The sequence below is a fragment of the Cupriavidus sp. D39 genome, assembly GCF_026627925.1.
GTDB lineage: Bacteria > Pseudomonadota > Gammaproteobacteria > Burkholderiales > Burkholderiaceae > Cupriavidus > Cupriavidus ulmosensis.
The window spans coordinates 5196205-5213204 of record NZ_JAPNLE010000009.1; the positions used below are offsets into that span (position 1 = coordinate 5196205).

Consider the following 17000-nt stretch of genomic DNA (forward strand, 5'->3'; position numbering starts at 1 on the left):
GGTGCGCGGATGCAACCTGCCTGGGCCAGAATCCTCAGGCCCAGGTCTCATGCAAGTGTCGCCACGTGATACGCGCATCGTCCCCAGCCGCGAACAGCGCCGTGGCACGCCGTTCGGACGTGCCCGTGTTCCAGGCCTGCGTCTCCCGGTAGCTGACCGTGGCCGAGCGCGCGTCCACGTGCGCAAGCGTCAATTCATCGATCTTGATCTGCAGCCCGGGCCGGGCGCCGCGCAGCCGTGCGAACAGCGCGGGAAAGCCGCCTTGCTCCATGCGCGCACCGGTTGGCGAAATCATGCTGAAGCCCGGCCCAAACCGTTGCAGCAGCGTTTCCAGTACGGCGTCGGGGCAAGCGGCGCTCGACAGCCATTGCTCGATCAGCACATGGGTCTCAGCAACTTCAAGCAGGCAAAGCTTTGCGAGGTCAGGCATGGATGGGTGTTCCTTTGAGAGTAGGCGGGTGCGTTGCCCTGGAGGTTAGCGAGGCGTTGATGATGCCGCTGGCTGGCGACCGTCGTCCAGGCGCCAGACGACAAGCAGCGGCACGAGGGTGCATAAGCTGGCGATGAGAAAACACCCATGGAAATACCTGCGTCAGCACAAGGGCGCCGCGTGCCTGGGCGAGGTCGGCGATGCCCTGCCGGGCCAGCAGCTGCCCCAATAAAAGGCTGGCCAGGGCGACGCCGGCGCAAAACGACAATTGACGATTCAGGTTCCATATGGCGCTGGCACGACCCATCCACGCCGGGGCCACATTCAGCAGCGCCAGGGTTTGCGCAACGCTTGAGCAGATGCCGCCGCCAGCCCCCATCAGCGCGAAGGCGGCCACCATGCGCAGCGTGTCGCCAGCTTCGCTCACGGTCGCCAGCATGGCGATGCCCGCCGCGTGCGCGCCGAGAGCCGGCAGCAGCAGGAAGCGGGCCCCCAGCCTGTTGAAGAGCCGCCCGGCCAGCGTCATCCCCGCTGCGGCCGCCAGGGCGTAGGGAATCATCAGGGCCCCCGCATCGACGGCCTTCAGGCCTAGCGCGCTTTGCAGGAAGAACATATTGAGCAGGCTGACGCCGGTAAACACGCCGGGCACGAACAGGTAGACGACCATGGCTGCCCGTAGCAGCGGATCACGCAGCACGCGCAAATCCAGGACCGGGTGCTGCCGCCGGCGTACATGCCGCAACAGCAGCAAGCCGGCGGCGACGCCGCCTGCGACGAGCGCGGTGCCCACGCTATCCCCGACATGCTCGAAACGCGACAAGCCGATCAGCAGCAGCACAAGCGACAGGCTGACCAGCCCCATGCCAGCAAGGTCTGGCTGGTGTCCCTGGATGTTCTCGCCTGGCCGCAGCCAGAGCACGGCAAGCACAAGGGCCACCAGGGCCAACGGGACGTTGAGCCAGAAGACCCAGTGCCATCCCAGGCTGTCCACGACGTAGCCGCCCACCAGGGGAGACAACGCTGGCGCGAGTAGCGCGCAGGCCATCACGATCACCGACAAACGCGCGCGCTCGGCCTGGGGGTAGAGCCGGTACGTCATGGCTTGCCCGACAGGAATCAGAAGCCCGCCCCCAGGCCCTGCAGCAACCGCCACGCGATCAGCGCCTCGATGCTGCCGGCGAATCCGGCGCCGGCCGCGGCCAGCCAAAAAATTCCCAGCGATGCCACGAAGATCGCCTTGTCGCCGTAGCGGCCCGCCAGCCATGTGCTCGCCGGGATGACCAGCGTCAGCCCCAGCGTGTAGGCATTGGCCACCCACGCGACGGCCCCAACGGACGTTTGCAGCGACTGGCCGATATCGGGAAACGCGACCGACGCCATGAACATGTTGACCAGGTCGATAAAGAAGCCGAGGAGGTAGACCGACGCAACGCGTGATTTGTAGGGCATGGGAAGTCGTGCAATGGCGCCGCGCGCCATGCAGGTTCAGGCGGGAAGACGGCATTCTAGAAACCCTGGAGCGATAAAAAAACAACCTTGCGGCCGATATACTGTTCTCTGATTTTTGACAATAGGCCTGGGCCGCTGAGAACATGATCAACCTGAACCGTCTGGCGATGTTCGTGGCCGTGGTGGAATGTGGCTCGTTCACCGCGGCAGCCGACACGCTGGGCACCACCAAGGCCGTGGTCAGCTTCAACGTGAAGCAGCTGGAGCAAGAGCTGTCGGTGGCTTTGCTGACGCGCAGCACGCGGCGCCTGGCGCTGACGGAGGCGGGCGAGCGGTTCTTCCACGATTGCGCGGTCTTGTTGAAGCAGGCAGACGCGGCAGTGGAGCAGGTCCGGTCGGGACATTCGTCCTTCTCGGGCAGCTTGCGCGTGACGGCGTCAGTGGATTACGGCAACCTCGTCGTTGCCCCCGCGCTGGCCGGGTTTGCGCGCCTGCATCCCGATCTGCGGGTGAGCTACCAGGCCAGCTCGACCCACGCCGACCTGATCGCGGAGCGGTTGGACGTCGCCATCCGGGTGGGGCCGCTGGAAGACTCGGGGCATCGCGCTAACCCGATCGGGCATTTCAAGCTGGTGATCGTCGCCAGCCCGGCATTGCTGAGGACAAGCGGCACGCCCGATTCGCTGCAGGCGATGGCGGCGCTGCCGTGGCTTGCCAATCGCGCGGGGCAGAGCGGGCAATGGACCCTGTCCGACGCACAAGGCCAGCCGCACACGATCCGGGTCCGCAACGTGGCCCACGCGGATACGGCCTCGGCCTTGCTAGCGTTTGTGCTGGCCGGCTGCGGCGTCGCGGCGCTGCCCGAGTGGCTGCTTGGCGACCATCTCAAGAGCGGACGGCTCCAGATCCTGATGCCGGACCATGCCTTGCCAAGGACCGAGGTCTTCGCCGTCTATCCGGATACGCGGCACGTTAGCGCCAAGGTCCGCGGGTTTATCGACCATCTGCGCGCATCCGGGCCCGCAAAGGGCTAGGGCTTGAACGAGCCCTCGATGGTATAGCGCGACCCCGGATGCACCAGCCGCGCCAGCGTGATCGGCGAGCCCTGGCTTTCGGTGCGGCGGATCACGATCAGGCAGGGCTCGCTTGGCTTGACGCCCAGCAGCTCGGCCTCCTGCTCGGTGGGCAGTTGCGCCTCGATGGAGTATTGCGCCTCCCACAGCGGTGCCACGGTCAGCAGGTAATTGGTGGGCGTGGTCTTGGTGAAGTCCACGTCCAGGTAGTCAGGCGCGCGGGCGGGGTTGACGTAGCGATCCTCGCATAGCAGCGGTATGCCGTTCTCGCTATGCACGATCAAGGTGTGGAAGACCTTGCTGCCGACGGGCAATCCGATCCGCACCGCCAATGCCTCGGTGACGACTTCGGCGCGCGCCATATGCACGTCCGAGCGGTGGCGGTGGCCCCGCTCCGTGATCTCGTCGTGCAGGTCGCGGATGGTCAGGGTGGACGACGCGCGATAGGGCTGGGTGGCGAACGTGCCCACGCCCTGCACGCGCTCGACCAGGCCTTCGGCCTGCAACTCGCGCACCGCCCGGTTGGCGGTCATGCGGCTGACGCGGAACTGGGTGACCAGCTCGGATTCCGACGGCATCAGCGTGCCGGGCGGCCAGCGCCCGGCGCTGAGTCCGTCCTTCAGGTAGTTCTTGATGTGCGCGTAGGCGGCGGCGGGTGGCAGGTAGGTCATGGCACGCAGTTTACTTGACCACGCTTGTCTAGCCAATTTCCATTGGCGGGGATTTTCCGTTTTCACGTCGGCGTCCGCCAGGGAAAGGGCGGCGGCGGCCTTTGGGTTTGGCTTTGCTCAGGGTAATCCCGACTCGTTGATTTATTGTCCTATCCTGTATATACAATATGCGGTGCAATCGATGATTCGCGGTTGCGGGATGCGTGGGAGTGCAGGCGAAAGGGCTATCGGGGACGGCATGGCGAGGGCGAGCGCAAGGGTGAATGTATTTCCGGGTTGGTATGTGGTTGGCGCGACGCACGTGCTGCTGGCGCTCATATTTGGCGCCGCGTACTCGTTCGGCGCATTTTTCGCGAGTATCCAGGAGGGTTTCCGGGTGGGTAGTTCGTCGACGGCTTCGGTGTTTTCGTTCACCGCGCTTATTTACTACATGGTGGGCGTATTCTCGGGCTCCCTGGCCGACCGGATCTCCACCCGCCGGGTCATTGCGATGGGCATCGTCTTGCTGGCGCTGGGCTTTGCCATTGCCAGCGTCGTCACGGATTCGCTGGCGTGGTTCCTGGTTGCCTTCTGTTCGCTGGTGGGCCTGGGCGTCGGCCTGGTCTATGTGCCGGCGGTGACGGCGGTGCAGCGCTGGTTCGTCAGGCATCGCAGCAGGGCGTCGGGCCTTGCGCTGGCGGGCACCGGGCTTGGCACGTTTGTCGGACCGGTGGTGGCGGGGCTGCTGATGAAGCAGATGAGCTGGCAGGCGACGATGCGTTGCTTCGCGCTGGCCATCGCCGTGGTCGGGCTGGCTATGGCGATGCTGCTAAAGGGGCGGCCGGAGGAGGCCGGTCTCCATCCCGATGGCGCACCTGCGGCGCTTGGCACTGCCCATTCGCACCTTCCATCCGGGCTCAGCCTGGCGCAGGCCGTGCGCGGCGGGCGATTCTGGTGGTACTTCGGCGCCATCCTGCTGGGCTCGGTCGGCCTGTTCGCCGCGCTGGTCCATATCCATCCGTACGCGCGGCAGCATGGCTTGTCTTCCACGGCGGGGAATCTGCTGATCGGGCTGGTGGGTGCCGGCAATATCCTGGGCCGCCTGTTGCTGGGCGGGCTGGGTGACAGGCTGGGTCCCGGGCGGCTGCTCTTGTGGCTGACGCTGATGCTCGCGCTGCTCAACGGCGCGTGGCTTGGGGCAACGAGCTTCCCGGCGCTGGCGCTGTTCGCCGTCCTGTTCGGCGCGGCCAACGGCGGCTGCATTTCCTTGTACCCGGCGCTGGCCGCGACATGGTTCGGCACGGCTAACCTTGGGGCGATCCTGGGGGCGTTGTATATCGCGGTGGGCATTGCCGCGATGGCTGGCGGCAGCCTGGCCGGCTGGCTTTTCGATGCCTACGGCAGCTACTCGGTGGCGATTGCGGCGAGCGGGTGCTGCGCATTGCTGTCGACCGCCTGCATTGCCCGTGCGAGCCGCCATGAAAAAAGCGGCTCAGACTGAGCCGCTCAACGGGTTTTGCTGAAGGCGTTCTGCCTTACGCCACCGCCATGCCGCCGTGCCGCAGCAGTGCGTCGATCTGCGGCGCGCGGCCGCGGAACGCGGTGAACGATTCCATGGCCGGGCGGCTGCCGCCGACGGACAGGATCTCCCGGCGGTAGCGCGCGCCGGTCTCGGCGTCCAGCACCGTGCCGGAGAGCTTCGCGGCTTCCTCGAAGGCCGCGTAGACGTCGGCGGACAGCACTTCGGCCCACTTGTAGCTGTAGTATCCCGCCGCATACCCGCCGGCAAAGATATGGCTGAAGGTATTGGGCCAGCGCGAGAGCGGGTGCTGCGGCACTACGTGGGCGCGATCGTTGATCTCCCTCGACAGCGTCAGCACGGACTTCTCGCCCGCGGGGTCGAAGCTGGTGTGCAGGTGCATGTCGAACGACGAGAACACGATCTGGCGCAGCGTCATCATGCCGTTCTGGAAATTCTTCGCAGCCAGCATGCGCTCGAACAGGTCGCGCGGCAGCGGCTCGCCGGTGTCGACGTGCGCGGTCATGTCGGCCAGCACCTCGTACTCCCAGCAGAAGTTCTCCATGAACTGCGAAGGCAGCTCAACGGCATCCCATTCCACGCCATTGATGCCGGACACGCCCAGCTCGCCCACCCGGGTGAGCATGTGGTGCAGGCCGTGGCCGAACTCGTGGAACAGCGTGATCACTTCGTCGTGGGTGAAGACCGCGGGCTTGCCGCCCACCGGCGCCGTGAAGTTGCAGGTCAGGTAGGCCACCGGGGTCTGCACGCGGCCACCGTCGAGCAGCTTGCGGCCGCGGGCGTCGTCCATCCATGCGCCGCCGCGCTTGCCTTCGCGGGCGTACAGGTCGATGTAGAATTGCGCCAGCAACTCGCCATCGGGCGAAACCACGCGGAAGAAACGCGCGTCAGCGTGCCAAGTCTGGGCCTGGTCGGCTTCGATACGCACCGAGAACAGCTTCTCCACCACGCCGAACAGGCCCTTGAGCACCTGCGGCTCGGGGAAGTATTGCTTGACCTCTTGCTCGGAGAACGCGTAGCGCTGCTCGCGCAGCTTTTCCGAGGCGTAGGCGACGTCCCAGGGCGACAGGTCATCCAGGCCCAGCTCGCTCGCGGCGAAGGCCTTGAGCTCGGCCCAGTCCTTCTCGGCGTACGGGCGCGCCTTGGCGGCCAGCTCGTCCAGGAAGCGCAGCACTTCGGCCGGCGATTCCGCCATCTTGGGCACCAGCGAGACCTCGCCGAAGGACGCGTAGCCGAGCAACTGCGCTTCTTCGCGGCGCAGCGCGAGCTGCTCCCGCATATTGGCCGTGTTGTCCCATTCGGCCTTGCCCTGGCCGTACTGCTCGGCCAGTTCCGAGGCGCGGGTGACGCTGGCCTCGTACATGGTCTGGCGCAGCGCGCGGTCGTCCGCGTACTGCAGTACCGGGAAGTAGGAGGGGAAGTGCAGGGTGAATTTCCAGCCCGGCTTGCCGTCCTTGTTGTCCTTCATGGCGGCATGGCGCGCCGCTTCCAGCGCGTCTTCCGGGATGCCGCTCAGGCGGCTCTCGTCCTCGATCACCAGCGCGTAGGCATTGGTGGCATCCAGCACGTGGTCGGAGAAGGCCTTGGACAACTGGGCCTGCTGCTCCTGGATCGCGGCGAAGCGGGGTTTCTTGTCTTCGGGCAGTTCGGCACCGCCCAGGCGGAAGCCGCGCAGCTCGTTTTCCATCAGCTGGCGGCGGGCCGCGCTCATGGTGGCGAATTCGGGGCTGGCGGCGATCGCCTTGTACTTGTCGTAGAGCGCCAAGCTCTGGCCCAGCGAGGACCAGAACTCGGTCATGCGCGGCAGGTTGTCGCTGTGCGCCTGGCGCAATGCCGGCGTATCCGCCACCGCGCTCAGGTGGCCCACCACGCCCCAGGCGCGTCCCAGCGGCTCGGTGGCGGCTTCCAGCGCTTCCACGGCGTTGGCCCAGGTGGCTTCCGTGGCGGGGTCCTCGGCACGGTCGACGGCGGCTTGCGCGGTCGCCAGCAGGACGTCCAGCGCCGGGCCGATGTGCTCGGGGCGGATCTCTGAGAAACGCGGCAGGTCGGTGAAATCCAGCAGCGGATTGGCGCCGTTCGCGGTGTTTTCGGCGTTGGCTTGATTGGCGGCTTGGTCCATGACGTCTCTCTTGGCAGGGCCGGTAAAGGCAATACCCCGCACATTGGGGCGGGGCGGCAGGTTTTCCAGTGCCAGGCAGCGCCGGGCGCACAAAGGCGCCGGCGCCGTCCGCGGCAGGCCGCGGGCGGCGGCCTCTACAGCATGCGCGACGTTTAGCCGGCTGCGCGCTCGGCAGCTTCCAGCGTATTGATCAGCAGCATCGTGATGGTCATCGGGCCAACGCCGCCCGGCACCGGCGTGATGTAGCCGGCTACTTCCTTGACGCCGTTGAAGTCGACATCGCCGCACAGCTTGCCGTTGTCGTCGCGGTTCATGCCGACGTCGATCACGGCCGCGCCGGGCTTGACCATGTCGGCGGTGATGATGTTGCGCCGTCCCACGGCGGCCACGATCACGTCCGCGTCACGGGTATGGGCAGCCAGGTCGCGCGTCTTGCTGTTGCAGATGGTGACGGTGGCGCCGGCCTGCAGCAGCAGCATCGCCATCGGCTTGCCGACGATGTTGGAGGCGCCGACCACCACCGCGCGGGCGCCGCGCAGCGGGAAATCGACCGATTCCAGCATCTTCATGCAGCCATAAGGCGTGCACGGGCGGAACAGCGGGGCGCCGGTCATCAGCGCGCCGGCATTGGCCACGTGGAAGCCGTCCACGTCTTTTTCCGGGGCGATCGCTTCGAGCACTTTGTGGCTGTCGATATGCTTGGGCAGCGGCAGCTGCACCAGGATGCCGTGGATGTGCGGGTCGCGGTTCAGGGCATCGATGCGGGCCAGCAGGTCGGCCTCGGAAAGATCGGCAGGGTAGCGGTCGAGCGAGGAATGGAAGCCATTGTCGTCGCAGGCCTTGACCTTGTTGCGCACATACACCTGGCTAGCCTGGTCTTCTCCTACCAGGACCACGGCCAGGCCAGGCCGGTGGCCGCGTTCGGTCAGGCGGGCGGCACGCTGGGCGGCTTCGGTGCGGAGTTGCTTGGCAAGGGCGTTGCCGTCGATGAGTTGGGCTGGCATGGGGGTGGGCGCTGGAGGGCTGGAGGTGGTCAAAGCGGAATTATAAAGGTTGACGCAACCCGGGGCGCAGGAGAGTAGGGCGCTGGTAGCATGGCCGCATGGATGCCCAGATACCTTTCGCCGTGGCCGCCGCGCCGGTGTTGCTGGCGTTGCTATGGACGGTCCGCGGGCGGGCCGGCGATCCAGCTTTTCGGCGCCACCCTGATGGTGACCCTGTTCGGGCTGCCGCTGGCGCTCGTGGCGGTGCTCGTGGTCTGCATGCCGCAGTGGGTCGCGACCTTTCGCGACGAGGCGTATCTCAGTCGTTGAACTGGCAGCCCCCGCAGGCTCGGCGGGGGCTGCCCTTGGGCGCTGGCTCAGCGATTTCAGCGATTTCAGCTGTTCTTGGACAGGGCCAGGCGCAGCAGGTCGGCCACGGTGTTGACGTTGAGCTTTTCCATGATGTTGGCGCGGTGCGCCTCCACGGTCTTGATGGAAATGCCCAGGTCGTCGGCGATCTGCTTGTTCAGCCGGCCTGCCACGATGCGCTCCAGCACCTGCTGCTCGCGCGTGGTGAGCTTGCCCAGTAGGTCCTTGGCGGCGCGCTGCTCACGGGCGGCGGAGTGGTCGGTGCGGGCCTTTTGCAGCATGCGTTCCACCAGCGAGCGCAGCTCGGACTCATCGAACGGCTTTTCGATAAAGTCGATCGCGCCCTTCTTCATGGTGGAGACCGCCATCGGCACGTCGCCGTGGCCGGTGATGAAGACGATCGGGATATTGATGTTTTCCGCGATCATGCGTTCCTGCAGCTCGGGCCCGCTCATGCCCGGCATCCGCACGTCCAGGATCAGGCAGGAGACCTGGCCCGAGTCATAGGCGGAGAGGAACTGTTCGGCGCTGGTAAAGCTGCGAACCTGGTAGCCATTGCCCTCCAGCAGCCAGGTCAGCGAGTCGCGCATGGCTTCATCGTCGTCGACGATGAAGACAGTCTCGCCGCGGTGGGAGGTGGGGTTTGGCGTTACGGTCATGAAGTCTCCTGGGACATCAAAGTCATTTGCCGCCAAGTGTAACCGGGCCGGGCGGCAAGCGACAGGGGCGGCCCCGGGCGCGCCTCGTCTTGTCGTTGCCGCGCGGCCCCGCCCGGCGCCTTATTGGTCGATCAGCGCCGGCTGCAGCGGCAGCGTGATCTTGAACGTGCAGCCGATGCCGTCGGCATTGTTCTCCACCCACAGGCGCCCCTGGTGGGACTCGATGATGGAGCGGCAGATGTTCAGGCCCATGCCCATGCCATCGGACTTGGTGCTGAAGAACGGCTCAAACAGGCGCTCCTTGGTGGCCTCGTCGACGCCGGGGCCCTGGTCGATCACGTCGATGCGCATGTTCGGGCCGATCTCGCCCGGCTCGATGCGCGCGTGCAGGCGCACCACGCCGGTGGCGCGCAGCGCCGGCAGCCCGGCCATGGCCTCGACGGCGTTCTTGAGCAGGTTGACCAGCACCTGCTCGATCAGCACCGGATCGACGAACAGCACCACCGGCGGCGCCGGCAGCCGGGTCAGGATGGTGACGCGCCGTCGGGTGGCCTCCAGGTCGGCCAGCCCGACGGCGTCGGCCACGATGTCGTGCAGGGCGGCTTCGCGGCGCTGGGGCTGGCTGCGCTTCACGAAGCCCCGGATGCGGCTGATGATGGTGCCGGCGCGCACGGCCTGCGCCGAGGTCTTCTCCAGGATCGGGATCAGGTCCTCGGCGGTGCTGCGCCCGGAGCGCAGCCGGGCCACCGCACCCATGCAATAGTTGTTGATGGCCGCCAGCGGCTGGTTCAGCTCGTGCGCGAGCGACGACGCCATCTCGCCCATGGTGGTGAGGCGGCTGGTGAACTGCAGCCGTTCCTCATGCTGGCGCGCCATTTCCTCGGCGGCCTTGCGCACCGTGATGTCGGTGGCGATCTGCATCTGCGCCAGGTGGCCGTCCACCCACTGAATGTAGCGCCGGCGCACTTCGAACCATTTCTGCATGTCGGGCACGAAGACTTCCCGTGCGTCCGAGGAGTAGGGCATCAGCTCCGAGGCCGGCAGGCCGGCGTAGGCGTCGACGAAGTCGGTGGCGTCGCTGGAAACCTGCTCCTTGTCGACCTCGCCGCCGGCCAGCTTGAGGTGGCCCTCGGCTTCCCAGCCGAACAGCTGGCGGTAATAGCGGTTGGCGAACAGCAGTTCGGGCTTGTCGGTGGCCAGCACCGAGACCGCGGCGTCCAGGCTTTCCAGCACCGTGGTGAAGCGGTCGTGGGCGGCGGCAAGCTCCTCGCGGGCGCGCTTGGGCTCGGTGATGTCCGTCATCGAGGCCATCCAGCCCGTGTGCCGGCCGCGGCTGTCCACCAGCGGCGAGACGTACATGCGGGCATAGAAGCTGCTGCCGTCGCGCCGCATGGCGCGCATCTCATAGCCGCTGGCCGGGGATTTGCCTTGCAGGGTCAGGTCGATCTGCTTTTGCATCTCCTGGTGGTCGTTGGGCGGCCAGTAGGGGAAGGGCGGCACGCGGCCGACCAGGTCGCTGTCCTGCCAGCCGGTCATGCGGCAGAAGGCGGGATTGACGTAGGTGATGCGGCCGTTCAGGTCCAGCGCGCGCAGCCCGATCAGCATCGAGTTTTCCATGGCTCGCCGGAACGAGGTCTCCGCCAGCAGGGCGCGCTGCGCCTCGGAGCGCCGGCTGGTGTGCCGCCACATGCTCCACAGGCTCCACAGCAGGAAGCACGATAGCCCCACCACCAGCCACAGCAGCATGTTGTTGGGCAGGTTGGAGGCGGGCGGATAGGCGTCGGCGCGCAGCGACAACGAGTGCCCAGGCGGGTCGAGCAGCACCTCATAGGACAGCGCATTGCCCGGCACCGGCCGCAGCGAGGTACTGGCGCGGATCTGGTTGTTCTTGTCGATCAGCGAGAAGCGGTAGCGCTCGGTCAGCTCCGGCGGCAGCAGGTGGGTCAGGATGCCATTGATGGAGTAAAGCGCGCCGAGGGTGCCGAGGAACTCGTTGTCCCGCACGATCGGCACCTCCATCAGCATGAAGCTGTCGCCGCGGTCGTTGACCAGCGGGCGTGAGTACACCACGCGCTGGGTTTCGCGGGCGGCGTCGAAGGTATCGAGCACCTCGGGCTCCAGCGGCTGGTCCTGGGTTTCGCGCAGCCGGCTGGCAAATTCGGAGGTGGACGGCAGCGACCAGCGCCCGCGCCGGGTCGCATCCAGCCAGTTGACGAAGACGATTTCCGGGTTTTCGCGCAGGATTTCCTGCGCGGCGGTGCGGTAGGCGCCCTGGTCGAGCTGGGCGGCGGCGATGTCGCGCGCCAGTGAGGCAAGCTGGTCCTGGTTGCTCAGGAGGGACAGGCGCACGCGCTGCTGGGCCCAAGCCGCGTCGCGATAGAGCGCGTCGCGCTGCTGCTGGCGCTCGGTTTCATGGAGTGACCACAGGATCACCCCCATCGCCGCCGTGAACAGCACGATCGCCACCAGCGGGATGAACATGAACCAGCTGGTCGCCACCAGGTTGCGCCAGCGCAGCCACCACAATCCGCGCGGCGGCCCATTGACGGCAGCGGGCTCGTCCACATGGCCAAGCGTATCGAGGTGCGTCAGCGGGTTGGGCGGGGCGACCAGCGTAGGGTCGCTGCCGCTCGCCTTGGCGGAGCCGGAAGCGGAGGGAGGGACGACTGCGGCGCGGAGGTGGGAAAAGAAATCTTTGAGGGACGGCATGGCGGGATTGACGACTGACCGACCAGTGTAGCGGGATTGCGGCGCCCCGTCGCTTGGGGTAAGCGCCAATGCGGCACTGCGGCATTCTTGCCGAAGGCGCGGCGGGTGAACGGCGTTTGGCGGCAAGGGCTGGCGCAGTTTTGTGGTGCGCTGCGGCAATATTTCACATTATAAGAAACCATATCGCAATTTGAAAATTGGGCTTGTCTTGCCCAATCTGCTTCCATAGAATCGGTCCGACCGAAAAGTGCGGACGGCAGTGCTGCGTCAGGTCCTGCCAGCCTCGCTGGCAAGCCCGGGCGGAGCACTAGCGAAGGACCGTGCGAAGACACTCGCGGCCCGCGCGCCGTACCGTAGTCATACCGTCATACCGTCAGGCCGGGGCTCCCACCACAAGAATCAGGGGGCGCCGAGGCAGGAATTCACCAGGAGACAGTCATGTCAGCTGTACCAGAGCAGATCCTCGGCGCAAGCAGCGCCAACGATGCCGATCCCCAGGAAACCCACGAGTGGCTTGACGCCCTGCAGGGCGTGATCGCCGCCGAAGGCACCGATCGGGCCGCCTTCCTGATCGAGAAGCAGATCGAATACGCACGCGTGAACGGCGTCAACCAGCCGTTCCACGCTGAAACGCAGTACATCAACACCATCCCGGTGGAGCAGCAGGCCCGCATTCCCGGCGACCAGGACATCGAGCACCGCATCCGCTCGTACACCCGCTGGAACGCCATGGCGATGGTGCTGCGCGCCAACAAGCACACCAACGTTGGCGGCCACATCTCCTCGTTTGCCTCGGCGGCCACGCTGTATGACGTCGGCTACAACCACTTCTGGCACGCCCCGTCCGACAAGCATGGCGGCGACCTGGTGTTCGTGCAGGGCCACTCGGCTCCGGGCGTGTATTCGCGCGCCTTCCTGCTCGGCCGCCTGAGCACCGATCAACTCGACAGCTTTCGCCAGGAAGTCGACGGCAAGGGTATCTCGTCCTACCCGCACCCGTGGCTGATGCCGGACTTCTGGCAATTCCCGACGGTGTCGATGGGCCTGGGCCCGATCATGGCCATCTACCAGGCCCGTTTCATGAAGTACCTGCACAGCCGCGGCCTGGTGCAGACCGAAGGCCGCAAGGTCTGGGCATTCCTGGGCGATGGCGAGACCGACGAGCCGGAATCGCTAGGCGCCATCGGCATGGCCGGGCGCGAGAAGCTCGACAACCTGGTGTTCGTGATCAACTGCAACCTGCAGCGCCTGGACGGTCCGGTGCGCGGCAACGGCAAGATCATCCAGGAGCTCGAATCCGAGTTCCGCGGCGCCGGCTGGAACGTGATCAAGGTGGTGTGGGGCAGCCGCTGGGATCAGCTGCTGGCACGCGACAAGAAGGGCCTGCTGATGAAGCGCATGATGGATTGCGTGGACGGCGAGTACCAGACCTTCAAGGCCAAGGACGGCGCCTATGTGCGCGAGTATTTCTTCAATACCCCTGAGCTCAAGGCGATGGTGGCCGACTGGTCCGACGAGGACATCTGGCGCCTGAACCGCGGCGGCCACGATCCGCACAAGATCTTCGCCGCCTACAGTGCCGCCAACGAGCACAAGGGCCAGCCCACGCTGATCCTGGCCAAGACCATCAAGGGCTACGGCATGGGCGACGCCGGCCAGGCCATGAACATCAGCCACCAGCAGAAGAAGATGCCGGTGGACGCGATCCGCCGTTTCCGCGACCAGTTCAATATCCCGGTTGCCGACGACAAGATCGAGGAAGTGCCGTACGTCACCTTCGAAGAAGGCTCGAAGGAACTGGAATACATGCGCGCCCGCCGCATGGACCTGGGTGGCTACCTGCCGGCCCGCCGCCAGAAGGCCGAAGCGCTGAAAGTGCCCGAGCTGTCCGCCTTCGACGCGCTGCTCAAGGCCACCAGCGAAGGCCGCGAAGTCTCCACCACCATGGCCTTCGTGCGGATCCTGAACACGCTGCTCAAGGACAAGCAGATCGGCAAGCACGTGGTGCCCATCGTGCCCGACGAGTCGCGCACCTTCGGCATGGAAGGCCTGTTCCGCCAGATCGGCATCTGGAACCAGCAAGGCCAGAAGTACGTGCCCGAAGACCATGACCAGCTGATGTTCTACAAGGAATCGCAGACTGGCCAGGTGCTGCAGGAGGGCATCAACGAAGCCGGCGCCATGTGCGACTGGATCGCGGCAGCCACGTCGTACTCGACGCACGGCGTGCAGATGATCCCGTTCTACATCTACTACTCGATGTTCGGCATCCAGCGTATCGGTGACCTGTGCTGGGCGGCTGCCGACATGCGCTCGCGCGGCTTCCTGCTGGGCGGCACCTCGGGCCGCACCACGCTCAACGGCGAAGGCCTGCAGCACGAGGATGGCCATTCGCATGTGTTCCATGCCGCGATCCCGAACTGCATCTCGTATGACCCGACTTTCCAGTATGAACTGGCGGTGGTCATGCAGGATGGCCTGCGCCGCATGTATGCCGAACAGGAAGACGTCTACTACTACCTGACGGTGATGAACGAGAACTACGAACATCCGGAAATGCCGGCTGGCGTGGAAGCCGACATCGTCAAGGGCATGTACCAGTTCCGTAAGGGCGTCGAGAACAGCAACGCGCCGCGCGTGCAGCTGCTGGGCTCCGGCACGATCTTCCGCGAGGTGATCGCCGCCGCCGAACTGCTCAAGAAGGACTGGGGCGTCGAATCCGACCTGTGGGGCTGCCCGAGCTTTACCGAGCTGGCCCGCGAAGGCCACGACATCGAGCGCTGGAACCTGCTGCACCCGACCGAGACGCAGCGCGAATCGCATGTGACCAAGAGCCTCAAGTCGGTGCGCGGCCCGGTGATCGCCTCGACCGACTACGTGCGCGCCTTTGCCGACCAGATCCGTCCCTTCGTGCCGCGCCGCTTCGTGGTGCTGGGCACCGACGGTTTCGGCCGCTCGGACACCCGCGAGAAGCTGCGTCATTTCTTCGAGGTGGACCGTCACTGGGTGACGCTGGCCGCACTGAAGGCGCTGGCCGACGAAGGTGCCATCGGTCGCGACAAGGTGGCCGAAGCCATCAAGAAATACAACCTCGACCCCAACAAGCCGAACCCGATGTCGGTCTAAGCAGACCGGCTGCACGAACCCCCCGCAGGAACGGTAACGCCGCGCCGCGGGTGCCGGGCTCACGCCCGGCGCCTTGCGGCGCGGCGGCGTGACAGATGCAGGCAGTGAGGGTAACCTCACACGCTTGTATTTGTCGCGTGCGCTGTCCTGCCCTGGAGACACTGAATGAGTCAAGCGATTGAAATCAAGGTGCCGGATATCGGCGATTACGACGCCGTTCCCGTCATCGAAGTGCACGTGAAACCGGGCGACACCATCAATGCGGAAGACGCGCTGGTGACGCTGGAATCGGACAAGGCCACGATGGACGTGCCCTCGCCCCAGGGCGGCACCGTCAGGGAAGTCAGGATCAAGATTGGCGACAACGTCGCCGAAGGCACCGTGCTGGTGATGCTGGAGCCTGCTGGCCAGGCTGCCGCCGCGCCCGCACCGGCCGCCGCCGCACCGGCTCCCGCCGCCACCGCGCCGGCACCCGCGCCAGCCCCGACGCCGGCTCCGGCTCCGGCTGCCGCCAGCGCTCCCGCGCCGGCCGCCGCCGCCGGCCCGGTCGAGGTCAAGGTGCCGGACATCGGCGACTACGACTCGGTCCCCGTGATCGAAGTCCACGTCAAGCCGGGCGACACCATCAACGCCGAAGACGCGCTGGTGACGCTGGAATCCGACAAGGCCACCATGGACGTGCCGTCGCCGGCCGCCGGCGTGGTCAAGGAAGTCCGGATCAAGGTCGGCGACAACGTCTCCGAAGGCACGCTGATCCTGATTCTCGAAGGCGCCGCCGGTGCGCCGGCCAGCGCGCCTGCTGCTGCAGCCCCGGCTCCGGCCGCGGTAGCTCCCGCTCCCGCAGCCAGCGCACCGGCACCGGCCCCCGCGGCCGCGCCCGCTGCTGCTGCTCCGGCTGCCGGCGTGACCGGCACCGCTGCCCACGCCAGCCCCTCCGTGCGCAAGTTCGCGCGCGAGCTGGGCGTGGACGTCTCGCGCGTGCCGGGCACCGGCCCCAAGGGGCGGATCACCCAGGACGACGTGCAAGCCTACGTCAAGGGCGTGATGAGCGGATATACCGCAGCCCCGGCAAAGGCAGCCGCTGCCCCGGCCGGTGGTGGCGAGCTGAACCTGCTGCCGTGGCCGAAGGTGGATTTCACCCGCTTCGGCGAGATCGAAAGCAAGCCGCTGTCGCGCATCAAGAAGCTCTCGGGTGCGAACCTGCATCGCAACTGGGTGATGATTCCCCACGTCACCAATCACGACGAGGCCGACATCACCGAGCTGGAAGCCTTCCGCGTGCAGCTCAACAAGGAATACGAGAAGCAAGGCGTCAAGGTCACCATGCTGGCCTTCATGATCAAGGCTGCCGTCGCCGCGCTCAAGAAATTCCCGAATTTCAACGCCTCGCTCGACGGCGAGAACCTGGTGCTGAAGCAGTATTTCAACATCGGCTTTGCCGCTGACACGCCGAACGGCCTGGTTGTGCCGGTGATCAAGAACGCCGACAAGAAGGGCGTGATCGAGATCGGCCAGGAAATGAACGAGCTGGCCAAGCTGGCACGCGACGGCAAGCTCAAGCCGGACCAGATGCAAGGCGGCTGCTTCTCGATCTCCTCGCTGGGCGGTATCGGTGGCACGTATTTCACGCCGATCATCAACGCGCCGGAAGTGGCCATCATGGGCGTGTGCAAGTCGTACCAGAAGCCGGTGTGGGATGGTAAGCAGTTCGTGCCGCGCCTGACGCTGCCGCTGTCGCTGTCGTGGGATCACCGCGTCATCGACGGTGCGGAAGCAGCTCGCTTCAATACCTATTTCGGTCAGCTGCTGGCCGATTTCCGCCGCATCCTGCTGTAAGGCGGGTGAGGGCGCGCATGGCCTCGCGGCCGTGCGCGCCTTTGCCAGCAATGTCTG

Annotated in this window: 10 protein-coding genes and 1 pseudogene; 4 read left to right on the forward strand and 7 right to left on the reverse strand. The window is 66.1% G+C overall.

Going from position 1 to position 17000, the window contains the following annotated elements:
• Positions 1-34: 34 nt before the first annotated feature.
• Together OMK73_RS36335 and OMK73_RS36340 are read right to left on the reverse strand one after the other, a co-directional pair.
• Positions 35-430 (reverse strand): hypothetical protein, encoded by a 396-nt coding sequence (locus OMK73_RS36335; RefSeq protein WP_267606234.1) that lies wholly within the window; start codon positions 428-430, stop codon positions 35-37.
• Positions 423-1909, reverse strand: a pseudogene (locus tag OMK73_RS36340) (MFS transporter). Before OMK73_RS36340 ends, OMK73_RS36335 begins: the two are co-directional and overlap by 8 nt.
• Positions 1910-2022: 113 nt before the next feature.
• Here OMK73_RS36340 and OMK73_RS36350 point away from each other — a divergent pair.
• Positions 2023-2913 (forward strand): LysR family transcriptional regulator, encoded by an 891-nt coding sequence (locus OMK73_RS36350; RefSeq protein WP_267606237.1) that lies wholly within the window; start codon positions 2023-2025, stop codon positions 2911-2913.
• On the opposite strand, the gene hutC is transcribed toward OMK73_RS36350, so the two are convergent.
• Positions 2910-3623 (reverse strand): histidine utilization repressor, encoded by a 714-nt coding sequence (hutC, locus tag OMK73_RS36355; RefSeq protein ID WP_267606238.1) that lies wholly within the window; start codon positions 3621-3623, stop codon positions 2910-2912. The genes OMK73_RS36350 and hutC overlap by 4 nt on opposite strands.
• 259 nt (positions 3624-3882) lie before the next feature.
• Here hutC and OMK73_RS36360 point away from each other — a divergent pair, with 259 nt between their 5' ends.
• A complete protein-coding gene (locus tag OMK73_RS36360) occupies positions 3883-5103 on the forward strand; it encodes an MFS transporter (RefSeq protein ID WP_267606239.1) in 1221 nt (406 codons plus the stop codon).
• A 34-nt stretch (positions 5104-5137) separates the two neighbouring features.
• Here the strand turns inward: OMK73_RS36360 and OMK73_RS36365 are convergent, their stop codons facing one another.
• The 4 genes from OMK73_RS36365 to OMK73_RS36380 form a co-directional block, all read right to left on the reverse strand.
• Positions 5138-7261 carry a M3 family metallopeptidase gene (locus OMK73_RS36365; RefSeq protein WP_267606240.1) on the reverse strand — a complete coding sequence of 708 codons (2124 nt, stop codon included), beginning with the start codon at positions 7259-7261 and terminating at the stop codon, positions 5138-5140.
• 152 nt (positions 7262-7413) lie between these two features.
• Complete coding sequence (gene folD, locus OMK73_RS36370; protein WP_267606241.1) at positions 7414-8265, reverse strand: bifunctional methylenetetrahydrofolate dehydrogenase/methenyltetrahydrofolate cyclohydrolase FolD; 852 nt, start codon at positions 8263-8265, stop codon at positions 7414-7416.
• A 374-nt stretch (positions 8266-8639) separates the two neighbouring features.
• Positions 8640-9272, reverse strand: a complete 633-nt coding sequence (locus OMK73_RS36375) for a response regulator transcription factor (protein ID WP_006155997.1) — start codon at positions 9270-9272, stop codon at positions 8640-8642.
• A gap of 120 nt (positions 9273-9392) precedes the next feature.
• Positions 9393-11981: a PAS domain S-box protein gene (locus OMK73_RS36380; protein WP_267606242.1), complete on the reverse strand. Its 2589-nt coding sequence runs from the start codon at positions 11979-11981 to the stop codon at positions 9393-9395.
• A 438-nt stretch (positions 11982-12419) separates the two neighbouring features.
• Here OMK73_RS36380 and aceE point away from each other — a divergent pair, with 438 nt between their 5' ends.
• Together aceE and aceF are read left to right on the forward strand one after the other, a co-directional pair.
• Entirely contained in the window at positions 12420-15107 is a 2688-nt protein-coding gene (aceE, locus tag OMK73_RS36385; protein ID WP_267606243.1) for a pyruvate dehydrogenase (acetyl-transferring), homodimeric type, read from the forward strand.
• Between the two features lie 165 nt (positions 15108-15272).
• Positions 15273-16943: a dihydrolipoyllysine-residue acetyltransferase gene (gene aceF / locus OMK73_RS36390; protein ID WP_267606244.1), complete on the forward strand. Its 1671-nt coding sequence runs from the start codon at positions 15273-15275 to the stop codon at positions 16941-16943.
• Positions 16944-17000: the final 57 nt, after the last annotated feature.

Excerpts from the sequence above, each read along its gene's own strand:
- OMK73_RS36335 (WP_267606234.1), bottom strand. The coding sequence starts at position 430 with ATGCCTGACCTCGCAAAGCTTTGCCTGCTTGAAGTTGCTGAGACCCAT.
- OMK73_RS36350 (WP_267606237.1), top strand. The coding sequence starts at position 2,023 with ATGATCAACCTGAACCGTCTGGCGATGTTCGTGGCCGTGGTGGAATGT.
- hutC (WP_267606238.1), bottom strand. The coding sequence starts at position 3,623 with ATGACCTACCTGCCACCCGCCGCCGCCTACGCGCACATCAAGAACTAC.
- OMK73_RS36365 (WP_267606240.1), bottom strand. The coding sequence starts at position 7,261 with ATGGACCAAGCCGCCAATCAAGCCAACGCCGAAAACACCGCGAACGGC.
- folD (WP_267606241.1), bottom strand. The coding sequence starts at position 8,265 with ATGCCAGCCCAACTCATCGACGGCAACGCCCTTGCCAAGCAACTCCGC.
- OMK73_RS36375 (WP_006155997.1), bottom strand. The coding sequence starts at position 9,272 with ATGACCGTAACGCCAAACCCCACCTCCCACCGCGGCGAGACTGTCTTC.
- OMK73_RS36380 (WP_267606242.1), bottom strand. The coding sequence starts at position 11,981 with ATGCCGTCCCTCAAAGATTTCTTTTCCCACCTCCGCGCCGCAGTCGTC.
- aceE (WP_267606243.1), top strand. The coding sequence starts at position 12,420 with ATGTCAGCTGTACCAGAGCAGATCCTCGGCGCAAGCAGCGCCAACGAT.
- aceF (WP_267606244.1), top strand. The coding sequence starts at position 15,273 with ATGAGTCAAGCGATTGAAATCAAGGTGCCGGATATCGGCGATTACGAC.